Source organism: Tardiphaga sp. 619_E2_N8_4 (genome assembly GCF_051810905.1).
Classification (GTDB): domain Bacteria; phylum Pseudomonadota; class Alphaproteobacteria; order Rhizobiales; family Xanthobacteraceae; genus Tardiphaga; species Tardiphaga robiniae.
The window spans coordinates 1,597,173-1,613,384 of record NZ_JBPWQJ010000001.1; the positions used below are offsets into that span (position 1 = coordinate 1,597,173).

Genomic DNA, 16,212 nt, shown 5'->3' on the forward strand with positions numbered 1-16,212 from the left:
CGCTGCACTGCGTTCCCGGGGGAAATGAGGCGATGTTGTGGGCGGCGTGCGCAGGCACTCGAGGAGGCTCGGTGAGATTATCGCCGGATAATGGGTGCGATTCGATCCTCCCGCTTGACTCCCCATTCGCAAATCTCGACGCTAATGCAACCTTAAGTTAGGGAGGGGATATGGAAGAAGGCACTGAGTTGATCCGGGTTCGTTTCGATGGGGGATTGGCGAACACCGGGCAATTGCATTTTTACGAGTATAGCAGGTCACAATATGCGATGGCGCGTTTCATCGCTACGGTCGAGCACTTTCGAAGAACCAATCGAGTGGTATCCAAAATCACTCTTGAGTCAAACGTTGAGGCGGTTGTTCGTAGCCCGCAGCGCGGCTCCTTCATCGAAGACATAATCGTGTCAGGTGTTAAACAAGGGATGGCTGCTGCCATCTCGTTACCCTTATCCGCGCTAATTTCTTACGTCTGGCAAATGCTTCTTCCTAGAACGGAGAAAGCCGACGAGATAGTGAAAGAACTAGCAAAGATAAGAACTGCCGAGAGCAATCAGCTGTCTCTTGAGAAAGAGCGCACTAAGCAGCGCCGAATAGATTTGGATGAATTGCGGCTATGGAAAGAAATAGGCGATGGCGAAAGAGCCAATACGAAAGATGCTTTAGATCTTCTAAGATGGTCCCTTCAATCCTCTAATACAGCAGTGCCTAGGATCGCTTCGCGAAAAGAATTAGAACAGGCCGCGAGCGAGATCTCAGCCGAGCAAGAGCGTGAGCGGGAGTTTGAGGCGCACGACCCCGCGCTCCAGCAGATCGACGAAAGCACGATGAATAAGTTGACATCGCGCCTAAGGCCAATGATCCAGGAAATTGGACTACCCTTGCGACGTTCAGCAGACCGGATGAGCATCGGTGGGGGCAGCGAAGCGAGTGTCTACGCAGAACTAAATCCTCAAGTAATTGCGGCCATTCAAGATAAGAAAAGCGAGAGCGAAGTATCGCTGATTACTGGAAGAATAAAGAGTTACGATCGTGACGGTGGTGTAGGAAAGATAGAGTCGGTCGAACTTCCCAGAGTTCTAAATTTTGTAGTTCCTCGACGCGATAGAGATCGTCTTCGCGATCAGATTCTGGAGGCAATGAAGCGAGACAATGTTTCAATAGTTTGCCGTCGAATAATAGATAAGAGTGGCCTCCCAACGTCTCTAATATTAGTTTCGGTGCTGTTGCCAGATCTTCTCGCGGGCGATGATGATTTTGAAGAGTAGTAAGGGAGGCGTGGCTTCCCACGCGCGGAGGTGAGTAAGAACACATTGATCAGAAATTGGTAAATACGAGTTCAGTTTTCTGATTTCCAGAACACTCCAGCTCTCCCTTCCGTCTCTGACGGAAGAAGCCTGCCGTCGACGAGGGGTCTGTCGCGGCCGATCCATTGAACGGTTTCATCTATAGCCCATACTTCGTCGGGGGTCGGGTCGGGTGCGAAGTAGTGGCAATAAATAATCTCCAGACCAGATTCTCCGCGGTCGAACCTCTTGGCAGTCTCGATTATCTTTTCATATCTGCGCTGCTCAATGCTGTCTGCTCCCAGGGCTTCGAACCCCACGTGAACCACGCCGGATACATTGGAAGGTAGCTGATCGTTAGCTTCGGAAAGTTTTTTCATTATGTCGCGGGCTTTCTTGCCGACGGCGTCGTCCGAAAGGCTGGTCCATCGACAAACAACCGCGGAGCCCATTTCTTTAATGAAGTGCGGGTTCTCTGTGAATTTAATTTCCATCATAGAAAGCATGCTGTCGGCTCGTTGGTACGCGCCGGTCAAGAGCTCCGTAAATCGCGGGCTTGGATGTAGAAGATAATTGTCTTGAAGAGCTGTTTGGATCGGCTCCAAATCGAGACTTTCCATGGACCCGTCAGCGATTCTGTCGTCCCAAAAGTGGGCTCGCAGCGGACGTCGGAGAAACTTCTCAGCACGTTGTAGTAAGTAGTCGTCTGGTACCTCCTTCAGCTCTACCTTAAAGTTGACGTTCATCAATATGTTGCGTTTTTCGCGCACCATTGTGAGGCATGGGCGCCTCCAAAGGTCTCGCATACGTTGCCGTTCACCCTCGGCATATTCCCCTGCTTCCATTCGCTTGCACTCAACGGCCCAAGACTTCCCTTCAAGCTCTACGTCTAGGTCATGAGACCTTTGTTGGCCGGGCTTCTCTGGCCTGAAAGTGACTTTCCCACCCGCATTGGCGTAAGCGGCGGCAACCAGTATCTCAAAAAGTGGTCCGTTCGGCTGCGCCTTAGCATCAGTGATCACGCGCCTAGCACGATCGGCAAAGCCATCAATTTTTTCTAGCTGATCGAGACTTCGGCCTATCGCTACAAAGATTGGGATAATCCTGCAGCCGTAGATGATCTCGTAATTCCATGGGTGGTCGGTGAACGCTTCGGCTAGAAAAAGGTACCATCCGAAGAGGTCTCGATCATCAAAGTACTTACCTTTCCCCGATGGGTCGGCAGCTTCTCCGACAAGGCTTCTATAAAATTGTTTTGCTACTTCGGCTCTGCGGGCTTCCCAATCGTCCGCCGTTATGAACGTTTTGAAGTACTCGACGGCTTTCTTTGAATCGGGAGAGGCCCCGTACATTGGAGCCTCACCCTCGCGCAAGTGAAACAAATCGGAGGGGAGGCTGATTTTCGACAAGGCAATAAATCTCCGGCTCGCTTAAGTGAGCGGTATAAAAAGCAGTACTTCAAGTCGAAATCTAATGACTTTGCGGCTGTTCAATCAGAGTACTGGTCGAGCCAATCCTTTCGTGTTCGCCAAGTGGCAAAGTTGGAGTTGGTGTCGCGGGCGACGTCCCGTCGCCCCAAACGCAAAAACGGCCGGATCTCGCGATCCGGCCGTTCTGTATTTGAAAACTTAAAGTCCGATCGAAGGGATCAGGCCGCGACGGCTGCGGTCTCGGCCTTCTTCTTTTCGATGGCGCGCTTGAGCAGCACGGCCTTCTGCGACAGCTCGCTCTCGCGGGCCTTGATCAGATACGCATCGAAGCCACCGCGGTGGTCGACCGACTTCACGGCATTTGCCGACACGCGCAGGCGCACGCCGCGGCCGAGCACGTCGGACAGGAAGGTCACATTGACCAGGTTCGGCAGAAACCGGCGCTTGGTCTTGATGTTCGAATGGCTCACCTTGTGGCCCACCTGGGGGCCCTTCAGTGTCAGTTCACAGCGCCGAGACATGGCGAAAATCCTCTGTCATCCCCGCAGCTAAAAGGCGAAGAGCCCAAAGCCGGGCAGGGGGTCAAAAATCACGTCCATTTCAGGAGTGGCGGACGTATAGGGGGCTTGGCCGCGATCGTCAAGATATCCGGCCAGCGAAAGTCGCGGCAAAACCGGCAAAAGCCTGCGCATTCGGCGGCTGTATAGCCCGGCCTACGCGCGGAAACCACATGGAATCTGGCGCGGTTCCCATCATATAAACGACGTATTCGGGCCGGAAACAGGTCGCTCCAGCCCAATTGAGCGATGCGGCCCTGCGCCTTTGGCCGGGGATCGCCGACCAGGTGATATCAGCAAGTGAGCCTTCGCACGCCCCGCTTTGTGACCCGACCGGTGACCACCCCGCGGACCGCCGCGCTTGCAAGAGTGCGATTTGCGGGCTTTGGCGTGCGTTTCGCCGTCGCCGCGGGCCTGATGCTGCCGGTTTTGCCGGTGGAGGCCTCGGCGCAGGCGCAAGGCCAGATCCAAAGCCAGACGCAAGGCCAAGCGCCGGCCGCCGTGCCGGTTCAGGCCCCCGCGCAGGCGGTGTTGGCGGGCGGCAAGCTGGAAGCCAAGTATGAAGCCAGCCTCGCCGGCATCGCGGTGGGCAAGGGCCAGTGGGCCATCGACATCAATGAAGACCAGTATTCCGCGACCGCCAGTGGCGGCACCGCCGGTTTGCTGAAAGCATTTGCCGGCGGCTCGGGCTCCGGCCAGTCCACCGGCCGCGTGGTCGCGGGCGCGCTGGTGCCGTCGAATTATCAGGCCGTTACCACCTCCGCGAAGAAGTCCGAGACGATCAAGATGCTGATCACGCCGGGCTATGTGAAGGAATTCTCCATCGAGCCGGAGCCGCCGCTCGATCCCGAGAAGATTCCGATCACCGATGCGCATCGCCGCAACGTGATCGATCCGATGACCGGCTCGCTGATGCGCGTCGGTGGCAGCGGCGAATTGCTGACGCCGGATTCGTGCCGCACCGGCGCGTCGATCTTCGATGGCCGCATGCGCTACGATCTCAAGCTCGACTACAAGCGGATGGAAAGCGTGAAGGCCGAGAAGGGCTATCGCGGGCCTGCCATCGTCTGCGCCGTCTATTTCACCCCGATCGCCGGCTATGTGCCCGACCGCGCCGCCATCAAATATCTTGCCGCCCAGCGCAATATCGAAGTGACCCTGGTGCCGATCGCCGGAACCCGCGTGCTGGTGCCGTATCGCATGGTGGTGCCGACCCCGCTTGGCGTCGCCATGCTGGAAGCCACCGAATTCGTCACCACCCCCGCGCCGGCCAAGGCCGTGGCGAAGACGAACTGAGAGAACGAGGCAAGTTCTAAAGGAGGCGGCTCCACACACCGGCCTCATCCTGAGGAGCCGCGCCCTTGCGCGGCGTCTCGAAGGATGGTGACAGGTCTTGGCCCCGCCAGCTCATGGTTCGAGACGCGCGAAGCCGCGCTCCTCACCATGAGGGACCGAGACGGGACGCTGCCGCAATGATGCCGCAAGACAAAGTGCGCCATCGCAGCATCGTCGCAAACGCGCCGCAGGATTTGCGCAGGATCCCGGCTTGACTCAAAGCCGGTTCGGAGTCCGTGCGCTGTTCATAACTTCGGGGATTTGTCGGCCCTTGTTGCGCTGTCACAAACTTGATCTAGTCAGTCTCGGAGAATGTCAGCGCGAGATGTTGGGGTGATGCGGCCATGGAGGTGCCGAGTCACCGATTCGGGCCGCTTTCGTTCCGGACTCGTTCCAAACCATCAAAAAGCGCGGCTCTGAAGCGTCGTAACCTGTCTCGGTCTTGACAGTCGGCGACGCGGAAATATCTGAAAAACATGGCCTTTTTGTCTTCTCCGCCCACGCTGTCCAACGGCAGGGCCCCCGGCGCCGGCGTCACCGCAGTGCTCGGCCCCACCAATACCGGCAAGACCCATCTCGCTATCGAGCGCATGCTCGCGCATTCGTCGGGCATCATCGGCCTGCCGCTGCGCCTGCTGGCGCGCGAGGTCTATAATAAAATTTTGGACCGCGTCGGCCCTGAAGCCGTGGCGCTGATCACCGGCGAAGAGAAGATCAAGCCCGCCAAGCCGCGCTACTGGGTGTCGACCGTCGAGGCGATGCCGCGGGATCTCGACGTGTCATTTCTGGCCGTCGATGAAATCCAGATCGCGGCAGATCTGGAGCGCGGTCACGTCTTTACGGATCGCATCCTGCATCGCCGCGGCCGCGACGAGACGCTGCTGCTTGGCGCCGCGACCATGCGCCCGATCATCGAGCGTCTGCTGCCCGGCGCCAGCATCGTCACACGGCCGCGTTTGTCGCATCTGGAATTCGCTGGCGATCGCAAGATCACGCGGCAGCCGCGCAGGACAGCGATTGTCGCGTTTTCCGCGGACGAAGTTTACGCCATCGCCGAACTGATCAAGCGCCAGCACGGCGGCGCTGCAGTCGTGTTGGGCTCGCTGTCGCCGCGCACGCGCAACGCGCAGGTCGCGATGTTCCAGAATGGTGACGTTGACTACTTAGTGGCAACCGACGCGGTCGGAATGGGCCTCAATCTCGACGTCGATCACGTCGCCTTTGCCAGCGATCGCAAATATGACGGCTACCAATTCCGCCGCCTGACGCCGTCGGAATTCGCGCAGATCGCCGGCCGCGCCGGCCGCGCGACACGCAACGGTACCTTCGGCACCACAGGCCGCTGCGAGCCGTTCGAGCCCGAACTCGTCAATCAGCTGCAGAACCACATCTTCGAGCCGGTGAAGGTGCTGCAATGGCGCAATTCGAAGCTGGATTTCTCCTCGATTGCCTCGCTGCAGGTGTCATTGGCGGAGGTGCCGCACCACGAGGCGCTGACCCGTGCGCCGATCGCCGAAGACCTGCGCGTGCTCGATCATGCCGTCCGTGACGTCGACGTGCGCGAAATGGCGCAGGGCAAGGCCGCCGTTGAGAAACTGTGGGATGCGTGCCAGATTCCAGATTACCGCCGCATCGCGCCCGCTGCACACGCAGAGCTGGTAGTCACTATCTTCAACTTCCTGATGCAGCGTGGGCGCATCCCCGATGCCTGGTTTGGCGCGCAAATCGCGCAAGCGGACCGAACTGATGGCGATATCGACACGTTATCGGGCCGAATCGCGCAAATCCGGACCTGGACATTCGTGGCAAATCGTCCCGATTGGCTCTCAGATCCGGATCATTGGCAGGGAATTTCGCGCGAATTGGAAAATAAACTGTCAGATGCCCTTCATGAGAGGCTCACTGAGCGTTTCGTTGATCGTCGTACCAGTGTATTGATGCGCCGCTTGCGGGAAAACACGATGCTGAATACTGAAATTGGTAAGACGGGCGAAGTGATCGTAGAGGGCCATGTGATTGGCCGTCTCGACGGGTTTACATTTTTGCCCGATGCGGCCGAGGCTGGCTCGGATGCGAAGGCCTTGCAGGCCACGGCGCTGAAGGCGCTGGCCGGCGAGATCGACGCGCGCGCCGAGAAACTCGGCAACGCGCCGGACGATCAGTTCGTGCTCGCCTCCGACGGCACCATGCGCTGGACCGGCGATGCGGTGGCCCGTCTGGTCGCAGCCGACGATGTGCTGCATCCCCGTCTCCGCATCATCGCCGATGAGCGCCTCTCCGGCGCGCCGCGCGATGCGGTTCAGGCCCGCCTCGATCTCTGGCTGAAGACGCATATCGAGAAGCTGCTCGGGCCGCTGTTCGATCTCACCAAGGCCGAAGACATCACCGGTATCGCACGCGGCATCGCGTTCCAGCTCACCGAAGCACTCGGCGTGCTGGAACGGCAGAAGATCGCGACCGAGATGAAGGATCTCGATCAGCCGTCGCGCGCGACCTTGCGCAAATACGGCGTGCGGTTCGGCGCCTATCATATCTATATCCCCGGCCTGCTGAAGCCTGCGGGGCGTTCGCTCGCGGCGCTGCTCTGGGCGCTGAAGCAGGACAATGTCGATATGTCGGCGCTGTCGAGTGCACAGCATCTCGCAGGGTCGGGCCGTACATCCTTCCCGGTCGACAAGCTGCTCGATCGCGATGCCTATCGCGTGCTCGGCTATCGCCAGTGCGGCGAGCGCGCGGTGCGCGTCGATATTCTCGAACGTCTGGCCGATCTGATCCGTCCAGCTCTCGCGTGGCGTGAAGCGTCACCGGGCGAGAAGCCCGCGGGCGCCTTTGATGGTCGCCACTTCGTGGTGACGCAGGCGATGACCTCGCTCACCGGCTCGGCCGGCGAAGATTTCGCCTCGATCCTGCGTGCCCTGGGCTATCGCATGGAGAAGAAGGCGCCGCTGCCGCCGGCACCGCCGAAGCCGGTCGCTGCGACGACGCCGATCGAGGTCAAGGCTGACGACAATACGGGCGATCAGCCCGACGCCCTGGTGGGACTTGCCGAGTCCGACAAGCCCGGTGAGGACAATGTCATTGCGGTCGAGGCTGCCGCTGAGGCGGCCGAAACCGCCGAGATTGCGACTGCCGAGACAGCCGCCGATGCAACTGCTGATGCAGCTCCGGTTGAAGAAGCGGCCGCGGTGCCGTCAGCATCGCTGTTGCCTGAAGTCGCGCTGGTGCCCAGCACCGCGCCTGAAGCTGCGCCTGTTGAAGAGACGGCTTCCGTCGAAGCGCAGCCGGAGCCCGCTGCGGCCATTGTCGAAACCGGGACTGCTGCCGAGACCGCACCTGCTGCAGTGGCCGATGCTGCTGCGCCTGCCGAGGGCGACGTCGCTGCGGTTCCTGCCGTCGCTGCCGAGCCCGAACTGGTCGAAGTCTGGCGTCCGGGTGGCCGTTCGGAAGAGCGCCGTCCGCCGCGCCACGACCGCAACCGCCACCATCGCAACACCAACGCCCCGCAGGGCGCTGCGCAGTCGGCTCCCGCCGAAGGCGCCGTGGCCGATGGCGAGAAGCGCGAGCGGCATGACCGCGGAGGTCAGGGCCGCCGCGATCGCAACAATAACAACGAGTTCCGTCGTCCGCGCAGCGATGCGCCGGCCGCCGCGGCCTCTGCCGAAGGTGCGCCGAACCGCGACAACCGTGGCAATCGCGGTCCACGCGACAGCAAGCCGGGCGAGGGTGGCCGTCCGCCGCGTGAGCGCGAACGCTTCCAGGGCAAGGGCAAAGGCCCCTTCAAGGGCGGCGACAAGGGCCGTGAGGGCCGTGGCAACGACCGCGGCGGCGCGACCCGCCCATTCGCCACATCGGCCGCACCGCGCGAACGGGACCGTCCGATCGATCCGAACTCCCCCTTCGCGAAACTCGCCGCGCTCAAGGAGCAGCTCAGCGGCCGCAAGGATTGATACAGGTCATGTGAGGCGGCGCCGTGCCGCCATTTGGTGGTGTGCTGATTGGAGCGCCAGCGTCTTGATAAATGGCTGTGGCACGCGCGGGTGGTCAAAGCCCGCACCAGTGCCGTTGCGTTGGTGGAAGGCGGCAAGGTCCGCATCAATGGCGAGCGCGAGAAATCGCCAGGCCATGGTGTGAAGATCGGCGACGTGCTCACGGTGGCGCTGGATCGCACCGTGCGGGTGATGAAGGTCGAGGGCTTCTCGGAACGGCGTGGCGATGCCACTGCGGCGCGCGTGCTCTATACCGATTTGCAACACCTTCCGGAGTAACTATCTAGGCTAGATGCCGCGTCCAACGATGGTTTCGTGGCAGGCTTTTTCCTTGGTCGAAATGCCCTGACCTATGCCGGCTGCATCCCTTGCGGCAGCGGGGTTGGTGCGCTACGCAAACACTGAATATCGATCGTTTCCGGAGTTCTGGATGACTTACGTCGTCACCGACAATTGCATCAAATGTAAATACACCGACTGCGTCGAAGTGTGTCCCGTGGACTGCTTCTACGAGGGTGAAAACATGCTGGTCATCCATCCGGACGAATGCATCGATTGCGGTGTCTGCGAGCCCGAATGCCCGGCGGACGCGATCAAGCCTGATACCGAAGGCAATATCGAGAAGTGGCTGCAGATCAATCTGGAACACGCCAAGACGTGGCCGAACATCACCCAGAAAATCGACGAACTGCCCGAAGCCAAGGAATTCGATGGTCAGGAAGGCAAGTACGAGAAGTATTTCTCGGCGGCGCCTGGCAAGGGCGACTGAGTTCCCCGGTCACACGATCAAGCAATTGATTGGGTGACCCCGATACCCCCAGCCACACGAAATTTACCCTAGCCCCGATTATGCCCCGGAAGCGGCCGCCGAGCGGCCGCGACAGGGCATAAATCATTGATTTTTGCGGGAAATGTGCTATAATAGGCACAATTCAAGAAGCTGGACCATGTGGTGCCGCTCGATTTGGCCCTGCCGGGTTCCCGTTTAAACATCAAACAGGGGCGTGGCGGTTTCCACGCGCAGGCTGTGTCACAGAAAACGCGTAAAAAGAGTGTTTCCAAGGCTGCTGTTTCGAAGAAGGCTACTGCTTCGAAGGTTTTGGATCCGAAGGCTTCCAAGAAAACAACTGCGGCGAGCCGCGTTGTGAAGGGTCCTGCTGCGAAGAATTCTGTCACCAAAGGCCGTGCCCGGGCTCCTGTCAAGGACACCCGGACCGCCGCGAAGGCTGCGGCTGAAAAGTCCTCCAAAAATAAAAGAAGTGCAATGCCCAACAAGACTGCCAAACCTGCCCCGAAGGCTGCTGCTTCGAAGACCACTGCCGCCAAGCCTGCTGCGCCGAAACCGGCCGCGAAGGCTCCCGCCGCCGCTCCTGCTGTGAAGGCTGCTGCGCCGAAGGAAGTTGCCAAGGTTGCTGCGAAGCCGGTCGTTGCCAAACCGGTTGCCGCCAAGCCGGCGCCCGCTGCGGCTCCGCGCGTCGAAGAGCCGAAGAAGCCACTGACCCAGCGTCAGGGCTTCAAGACCAACGAATTCGTTGTCTATCCGGCGCATGGTGTTGGCCAGATCCTCGCCATCGAAGAGCAGGAAATTGCAGGCGCCAGGCTTGAACTCTTCGTGATCAATTTCATGAAGGACAAGATGACCCTGCGCGTTCCGACCGCGAAGGTCGCGAATGTCGGCATGCGCAAGCTGTCCGAGCCGGCGCTGGTCAAGCGCGCGCTGGAGACACTGAAGGGCCGTGCCCGCATCAAGCGCACCATGTGGTCGCGCCGCGCACAGGAATACGAAGCGAAGATCAACTCGGGCGATATCGTTGCCATCGCCGAAGTGGTCCGCGATCTGTTCCGCTCCGACTCGCAGCCCGAGCAGTCCTACAGCGAACGTCAGCTGTATGAAGCAGCTCTCGATCGTCTGTCGCGCGAAATCGCTGTGGTTCAGCACGTCACCGAGACCGAAGCGGTCAAGGAGATCGAAGGCCAGCTCGCCAAGAGCCCGCGCCGTGGCGCCAAGGCCGAGGCAGGCGCCGAAGCCGGTGCTGACGAGGCCGACAGCGATGGTGACGATGATGTCGCCGCCGCGGACGAGGCTGCATAAGCAGCGTCTCGCAAGTTGAATACGAAAAGCCCGGCCGAGAGGCCGGGCTTTTTTGTTGTCTATGAGAAAGTACTTGGGTGGATCTCAATCCACCACGACCTTGACGCGGTCGCGGGCTTTCACGCTGGCATTGTTCTCGAGCCCGTTCAATACGCGGAAGCGCTCCAGTGGACGATCGACGCCGCTCATGCGATGCGACAGTGACTCCACGGTGTCTCCGGGCTGCACGGTGATCACCTTGATGCGCAGCGGACGGGCGGCCTGAATCTCGGCCAGGGTCAGGCGGCGGAACGAGTTGACGGTGTCGCGGGCGTTCCGTTCGCTCTCGGTGCTCTTCTGCTTGGCAGCGAAGATGAAGCGGTAGACGTCGCTGCCGAAGCGCAGCGCGTAAACGCGGAATTGCCACTGGTCGCCGCGCGCGATGGCAGACGCTGCCGGGAAGCCGTTGATGGTCAGCTCTTCCGTGGTGGCTTTGTCGACATTCTCCATCCATCCGGAATTGAGATAGTCGCTCAGCGTCTGTTCGGATGGTACGCGGACCACGTCGAAGCGCATGGCCTGATTGCCGCCTTCGCGCACGCCGATCACCGCCTGCGCCGTATTGTCGAGAGTGAAGGCCTCCGGCGCCTGGAAGGTGAAGCCGAGCTTGGGATGCAGGAAGCGGCGGCCGCGCACGAAGCCCTCGCTCGGGTCCTCGCCATAGACGATGCCGTCGATGGCCGAGAGATAGGTCTCGCGATCGCGCTCGCCGCCGTCCGGCGAGGAATATTGCCGCGCATTGGCTTGCGCATTCTGCACGCGCTCGGGCGTCGCCGGATGGGACGACAGGAAGTCCTGCGCGCGGGGATCAAGCGGCGTGCGGCTGGCCTTCAGCGCCGCGTTGCGCTCCATCGCAGCGAGAAAGCGCGACGCGCCATAGGGATCGAACTTTGCGCGGGCCGAGATGCCTACGCCGATGCCGTCGGCTTCGAACTCCTGCGCGCGCGAGAAGCTCGCCATCGTCAGTTTGGATTTGGCGAGCGCGAGTGCGGTGAGATCGGGATCGCTGCCCATATCGGTGACGACGCGCGTGACGATCGATGCCTGCCGTGCCTGCTCCTCGCGGATGGACGCGTGTTTGGCGAGCACATGCGCCATCTCATGCGACAGCACCGATGAAATCTCGGACGTATCGCTGGCCAGCGCGATCAGGCCGCGCGTGACATAGAGTTGTCCGGTCGGCAGGGCGAAGGCGTTGACGGCGCCTGAATTGAGGATCGTGACCTTGTAGGCGAGGTCCGGTCGCTCAGAGGCAGCGACCAGCCGATCGACGGTCTTGGTGATCAGTGATTCCAGCCGCGGGTCGTCATAGGCGCCGCCATAGGATGCGAGGATGCGCTCGTGTTCTTTCTCGGCGGCCGGGGTCTGCACCACGGCAGGCTTCGGCGGCTTGGCCGGCACCGTCGGCTTGACCGACGAGGCGGCCTCGAACCGGCTGGCATCGCCACAGGCCGATAGAGCGAGCGCGGCGCACAGCACAACAGGCGCAGCCCAAAGGCGGCGGCTCAAGCTGGTTTGCCGTCCCACACCCGTCACGTCGTCCACTCTCTGCCCAAACAGCCCATTCGCCCAAATCATCTTCGCTCAAGCGATCTTGCTGCCCAAGTGGCCTACTTGTCCCCGACCACTTCGATCTGCCACACCCCGAGCGCCTCGATCCGCGGCCCGCCGCGCCTCTCGATCGATCCCCGAACGCGAATATGTCGTGTTTCCAATGACTTAAGCATAATTCCTGCCGTCTCGAAGGCGGCTATCATGCGCCTTGAAACGGTCACCGCAAAGTCCTCAGTCCAGCGACGCCCGAAATTGACGTAGGTCACCGTCCCGGCCTGGCGAACCGACAGAACCCGCCCCTCGACCACCCCGAAACGCCCCACATCGGCCAAGATATCGCCGGGACTTTCCGCGTTTTTTATGACGTTGGTCTGAGCCCAGATTCCGCGCTTCAACCGGCGGGCCGAGCCTTCCGCAGCGGCGAGTTCCGCCGCACAGGCTTTATCCGAAACCGTGCCGGAGGCGAGGGCGGCGCCCTGCGCCAGAAGCTGCGCCTGGAGCGACGGCGCAGCGGGATCGACGAAGACAAAAGCCGGTTGCCGGCCGTAGCGATCCGGCATGTCGCTTTCGCCGTACAAGGTGACATTACGGCCGGAGGCCAGTGCGAAGAGATCATTCGTCGGCCCTGATGAGTTTGCGATCGGCTCGATCCCCGCCAGACGGATTACGTTGCCGTCGCTCAAACGCAATGTTCTGACATCGATCACGTCGGCGACACGACCTTCGCCCTGGGCGGCGAACATGCAGGCCGCCGACGCAGATTGCGCGGATGTTGAAATGGCGATCACTGCCAGCAATAGCGTTGCGGCATGCGACACGTCACACTTTGCTGATGCGGCACGCATCACGCCACCCTGCGAGCTCCGGTCAACCTCTCGTCTATCATAGCCAGCAATCCATTCCGCTTTGCGGAAAACCTTGATGTCTTTGCAGCTATTCTTGGCAGCGCCGCCGCTTGCCGCTGTTGTTCCATTGCGGCATTATCGCGATAACAACAACACCGCGCACGAACAACAACGGCGCGTCTGAGGGAGGGACTTTTGAAGAAGATCATTTCAGGTCTGCTGGCGTCAGCAATGGCATTCGCGGCCACAAGTGCCATGGCGCAGACCAAGCCGCTGAAGCTCGGTGCAATTCTCGATATGTCGGGCCTGTATGCCGATATCACCGGCGTTGGCAGCGAAACCGCTGCGAAGATGGCGGCGGAAGATTTCGGCGGTGAAGTGCTGGGCCGTAAGATCGAGATCATTGCTGCGGACCATCTCAACAAGGCCGATCTGTCCGCCAACATCGCGCGCGACATGCTCGACAATCAAGGTGTCGAGGCGATCATCGACGTTGCGGCATCGGCGACCGCGCTGGCTGCGAGCGAGATCGCGCGTGCGCGCAACAAGATCATCATCTTCAACGGCCCGGGCTCAATCCGCCTCAGCAACGAGGCCTGCGGCCCCTATACGGTGCATTACGTGTTCGACACTTACGCGCAGGCCAATGTGACCGGTCTCGCCACGGTGAAAAACGGTCTCGACACCTGGTTCTTCCTGTCGGCCGACTATGCATTCGGCGCGGACCTCGAGAAAGACACCACGGCTGTCGTGACCAAGGCCGGCGGCAAGGTGCTGGGATCGGTCAAGCATCCGCTGAATACGTCCGACTTCTCGTCCTTCCTGCTGCAGGCGCAGAGCTCGAAAGCCAAGGTCGTCGGCCTCGCCAATGCCGGCGGTGATACCATCACCGCGATCAAGCAGGCGGCCGAATTCGGCCTGACGCGTAGCGGTGGCCAGAAACTGTCGCCGCTGCTGGCCTTCATCTCCGACATCGACAGCGTCGGTCTTGATACTGCACAGGGCCTGATCCTGGCGGAAGCGTTCTACTGGGATCTCAATGACGAGACGCGCGCGTTCACCAAGCGCTTCCAGGAGCGCACCAAGCGCGTGCCGACATCGGCCCAGGCCGGCGTGTATTCATCGGTGCTGCATTATCTCAAGGCCGTGAAGGCCGCCGGCACCACGGACTCGGCTCCGGTCATGAAGCTCATGAAGGAGACGCCGATTAACGACATGTTCGCCAAGAATGGCCGGATTCGCGAGGATGGGCGCATGGTGCATGACATGTACCTGTTCGAGGTGAAGAAGCCGTCGGAATCCAAGGGCCGTTGGGACGACTACAAGCTGCTGGCAACCGTTCCCGCAGAGCAGGCGTTCCAGCCGCTGGAGGCCTCGCGCTGTCCGCTGGTGAAAAAGTAATCGTCGGGGCCTGAAGCTTGCCGGACGATCAAGAACAACAACAAGGAGCGCAATCATGAGCGACATCGTCCTGCAGGACCTCGACAACGGTCTTCTGACCATCACCATGAATCGTCCGGATCGGCGCAATGCGCTCAATCCGGAGATGACACAGGGCCTGGTCGCGGCAGCACGCCGTGCGCAGGAAGATCACGACGTCCGCGCCGTGCTCATCAAGGGCGCCGGCGGCACGTTCTGTGTCGGTGGCGACGTCAAGTCGATGGCGGCCGGCCGCGCGCCGCTGCCGTTCGAGGCCAAGCGCGCCAATCTGCGCCGCGGCATGGAAGTGTCGCGCATTCTGCACCAGATGCCGAAGCCGGTGGTGGCGCAGCTCGACGGTGCGGCCGCAGGCGCCGGTCTTTCGATCGCGCTGTCCTGCGATCTCCGTGTCGCCAGCAAATCGGTGAAGATCACCACGGCTTTCGCCAAGGTCGGCTTCTCCGGTGATTATGGCGGCACCTATTTCCTGACCAAGATGCTCGGCAGCGCCAAGGCACGCGAGCTCTATCTGATGTCGCCGGTGCTCTCCGCACAGGAAGCGCTGGCGCTCGGTATGGTGACCAAGGTCGTCGATGACGCCGAGGTGGAGACAGCGGCGCGCGACCTGGCGATGTCACTCGCCCAGGGCCCGAGCATCACCTACGGTTACATCAAGACCAACATCAACAATGCCGAGACGATGACGCTCGAAGCCTGTTTCGACGCCGAGTCGATCCATCACACCCGCTGCAGCGACACCGACGATCACAAGGAGGCCGCCCAGGCCTTCGTCGAGAAGCGCAAGCCGGTCTTCAAGGGGCAATGACCATGAGCCAGATGCGGTTGCGGCAAGTTTGTCTGGTCGCTCCGCATCTGGAGCCGGTGGTGAGCGATATCGCGGCCATTCTCGGCCTGGATATCTGCTACCGCGACCCCCATGTCGGCAAATACGGCCTCGAAAATGCACTGATGCCGGTTGAGGCGACGTTGCTCGAAGTGGTCGCGCCGACGCAGCCGGGCACGGCGGCCGGGCGGTTCATGGAGAAATCCGGCGGGCGCGGCGGCTATATGGTGATCCTGTCCTGCGAGGATCCTGACGAGCGCGGGCGCTTCGCCGCCAGCATCGGCGTGCGCACCGCCAATGTGATCGATCATCCGCCCTATCACGGCGTGCAATTGCATCCACGCGATTGCCGGGCCGCCTTCATCGAGTTCAATCACACCAAAGACAGCGACGACGATTTCGGGCCGTATCCACCGGCCGGTCCGGACTGGCAGGACGCGATCCGCCATGACATCACGCGCGCGCTGACCGAGGTCGAGCTGCAGAGTCCGGACCATTACGATCTAGCGCAGCACTGGAGCAATATCATCGGCGTGCCGCTGACCTCGGCCCGCAACGACGATCCGCAGATCGCGTTCACGAACGGCTGTTTGCGCTTCGCCAAGGGCAAGGCAGAGGCAATGACCGGGCTCACCTTTCGCGTCAACGACGTTGCGCAGGTGCTCGGCAGTGCACGGGCGCGTGGCTGTCCTTGCGCCGGGGATGCATTTCTGCTGGCCGGGGTCACGTTTCGCGTCGTTGCGTGATTGCGGCAATCGCCGCACGATCCCTTCTTGTTCTGACGCGTTTCCTTCATGCGAACCGGTATCCACTTCGCTCGGAAACGCT

General features: G+C 60.9%; 13 protein-coding genes. 9 read left to right on the forward strand and 4 right to left on the reverse strand.

Annotation, left to right across the window (positions count from 1 at the left end; translation table 11 throughout):
* The first annotated feature begins 170 nt into the window (after positions 1 to 170).
* Positions 171 to 1,265: a hypothetical protein gene (locus AB8A23_RS07605; protein WP_439060001.1), complete on the forward strand. Its 1,095-nt coding sequence runs from the start codon at positions 171 to 173 to the stop codon at positions 1,263 to 1,265.
* A gap of 71 nt (positions 1,266 to 1,336) precedes the next feature.
* On the opposite strand, the gene AB8A23_RS07610 is transcribed toward AB8A23_RS07605, so the two are convergent.
* Both AB8A23_RS07610 and rpmB read right to left on the reverse strand, forming a co-directional pair.
* On the reverse strand, positions 1,337 to 2,692 hold the full coding sequence (locus AB8A23_RS07610; RefSeq protein WP_439060000.1) for a transposase: 1,356 nt from the start codon (positions 2,690 to 2,692) through the stop codon (positions 1,337 to 1,339).
* Positions 2,693 to 2,931: 239 nt separating this feature from the next.
* Positions 2,932 to 3,234 carry a 50S ribosomal protein L28 gene (gene rpmB / locus AB8A23_RS07615; RefSeq protein ID WP_089267758.1) on the reverse strand — a complete coding sequence of 101 codons (303 nt, stop codon included), beginning with the start codon at positions 3,232 to 3,234 and terminating at the stop codon, positions 2,932 to 2,934.
* Positions 3,235 to 3,660: 426 nt separating this feature from the next.
* On the opposite strand from rpmB, the gene AB8A23_RS07620 reads away from it, so the two are divergent.
* From AB8A23_RS07620 to AB8A23_RS07640, 5 genes are all read left to right on the forward strand, one after another.
* The gene (locus tag AB8A23_RS07620; protein ID WP_439059999.1) at positions 3,661 to 4,566 is read left to right on the forward strand and encodes a DUF3108 domain-containing protein; all 906 of its coding nucleotides are present in this window, start codon (positions 3,661 to 3,663) and stop codon (positions 4,564 to 4,566) included.
* A gap of 515 nt (positions 4,567 to 5,081) precedes the next feature.
* Complete coding sequence (locus tag AB8A23_RS07625; protein ID WP_439059998.1) at positions 5,082 to 8,552, forward strand: helicase-related protein; 3,471 nt, start codon at positions 5,082 to 5,084, stop codon at positions 8,550 to 8,552.
* A gap of 48 nt (positions 8,553 to 8,600) precedes the next feature.
* Complete coding sequence (locus AB8A23_RS07630; protein ID WP_093757514.1) at positions 8,601 to 8,870, forward strand: RNA-binding S4 domain-containing protein; 270 nt, start codon at positions 8,601 to 8,603, stop codon at positions 8,868 to 8,870.
* A 151-nt stretch (positions 8,871 to 9,021) separates the two neighbouring features.
* A complete protein-coding gene (gene fdxA, locus AB8A23_RS07635) occupies positions 9,022 to 9,360 on the forward strand; it encodes a ferredoxin FdxA (RefSeq protein WP_068730400.1) in 339 nt (112 codons plus the stop codon).
* A 258-nt stretch (positions 9,361 to 9,618) separates the two neighbouring features.
* A complete protein-coding gene (locus AB8A23_RS07640; RefSeq protein WP_439059997.1) occupies positions 9,619 to 10,683 on the forward strand; it encodes a CarD family transcriptional regulator in 1,065 nt (354 codons plus the stop codon).
* Between the two features lie 84 nt (positions 10,684 to 10,767).
* On the opposite strand, the gene AB8A23_RS07645 is transcribed toward AB8A23_RS07640, so the two are convergent.
* Both AB8A23_RS07645 and AB8A23_RS07650 read right to left on the reverse strand, forming a co-directional pair.
* The gene (locus AB8A23_RS07645; RefSeq protein ID WP_439059996.1) at positions 10,768 to 12,300 is read right to left on the reverse strand and encodes a M48 family metalloprotease; all 1,533 of its coding nucleotides are present in this window, start codon (positions 12,298 to 12,300) and stop codon (positions 10,768 to 10,770) included.
* 32 nt (positions 12,301 to 12,332) lie between these two features.
* The gene (locus tag AB8A23_RS07650) at positions 12,333 to 13,121 is read right to left on the reverse strand and encodes a thermonuclease family protein (RefSeq protein ID WP_439059995.1); all 789 of its coding nucleotides are present in this window, start codon (positions 13,119 to 13,121) and stop codon (positions 12,333 to 12,335) included.
* Positions 13,122 to 13,316: 195 nt separating this feature from the next.
* Between AB8A23_RS07650 and AB8A23_RS07655 the strand changes: the two genes are divergently transcribed.
* The 3 genes from AB8A23_RS07655 to AB8A23_RS07665 are packed head-to-tail and all read left to right on the forward strand — an operon-like array spanning position 13,317 to position 16,130.
* Entirely contained in the window at positions 13,317 to 14,522 is a 1,206-nt protein-coding gene (locus AB8A23_RS07655) for an ABC transporter substrate-binding protein (protein ID WP_089267753.1), read from the forward strand.
* A gap of 55 nt (positions 14,523 to 14,577) precedes the next feature.
* Positions 14,578 to 15,366, forward strand: a complete 789-nt coding sequence (locus AB8A23_RS07660) for an enoyl-CoA hydratase (RefSeq protein WP_231078911.1) — start codon at positions 14,578 to 14,580, stop codon at positions 15,364 to 15,366.
* Between the two features lie 2 nt (positions 15,367 to 15,368).
* The gene (locus tag AB8A23_RS07665; protein ID WP_414716833.1) at positions 15,369 to 16,130 is read left to right on the forward strand and encodes a hypothetical protein; all 762 of its coding nucleotides are present in this window, start codon (positions 15,369 to 15,371) and stop codon (positions 16,128 to 16,130) included.
* The last annotated feature ends 82 nt before the right edge of the window (positions 16,131 to 16,212 follow it).